Here is an 855-nt window from a genome sequence, read left to right as displayed (position 1 = left end):
GGCCAGTGATGCGTGGAAGCCGGCAACGACCAGAAGGAGGGCCGCCGCAGCTTTTCCGGGTCGGGACGCAGGACAATGTTCTCTGGTGAGTTTCATGGTGTTTCCTTATTTGGTGGGTACTGCCGGTTATGGGTGGCGGTGAGGGAACAGTTCCGCTGCCGCGTAGGCCGCTTATTCGGCGGGGTCATGCAGGGCGAGGACCACGCTGCCTTTTTTGTGCCCTGATTCCACATGGGCGTGCGCGGAAGCGGCTTCCTTCAGGTTGTAGGTTCGGTCGATGACCGGGACATAGTGTCCGGATGCCGCCAGATCGCACATGAATGTCACGTCCTGGGCCATCTGCTGGGGCTTTCGAAGCCCGGTGAACGCGATTCCTGCCCGGGTTTTGCCGGAGATTCGGGTCACCAGCATCCACATCAGGATCGGTAAGGAGGGCACGGTCGTCAAATAGATACCGCCGGGCTTTAGGAGCTTGCGGCTGCGGGTGTATGAGCTTTTGCCTACCGCATCAAAGACAACGTCGTAGTCCTGGCCCATCTTCGTGAAGTCCTCCGCGGTGTAGTCGATGACTTTGTCGGCACCGAGGGATTTCACCAACTCAAGGTTTGCGGTGCTGCAGACCGCGGTGACAACTGCCCCGAAATGCTTGGCGAGCTGGACAGCGGCCGTACCCACCGCGCCGGAGGCGCCGTTGATCATAATGGACTGAGCGGCCTTCAGCCCGGCGGCGTCTCTTAGAAACGGTAAGGCGGTGAGGGCACCATCAAGGACTGCCACGGCGTCCGTCGGTACCAGGCCGGCGGGCCTCATCGCGATGATCCCGTTTTCGGAAACTGTGACGTACTCGGCATGGGC

General features: G+C 60.8%; 1 protein-coding gene. It reads right to left on the bottom strand.

Translation table 11 applies throughout. The annotated features are described in order from the left end of the window. Positions 1-171: 171 nt before the first annotated feature. A partial coding sequence (locus tag AC4D1W_RS16985) for an NAD(P)-dependent alcohol dehydrogenase (RefSeq protein WP_490899506.1) occupies positions 172-855 on the bottom strand: 684 nt, incomplete at its 5' end.

It is taken from the genome of Arthrobacter sp. TJ-170 (assembly GCF_058269305.1).
This window is presented reverse-complemented; position numbering and strand designations above follow the sequence as displayed.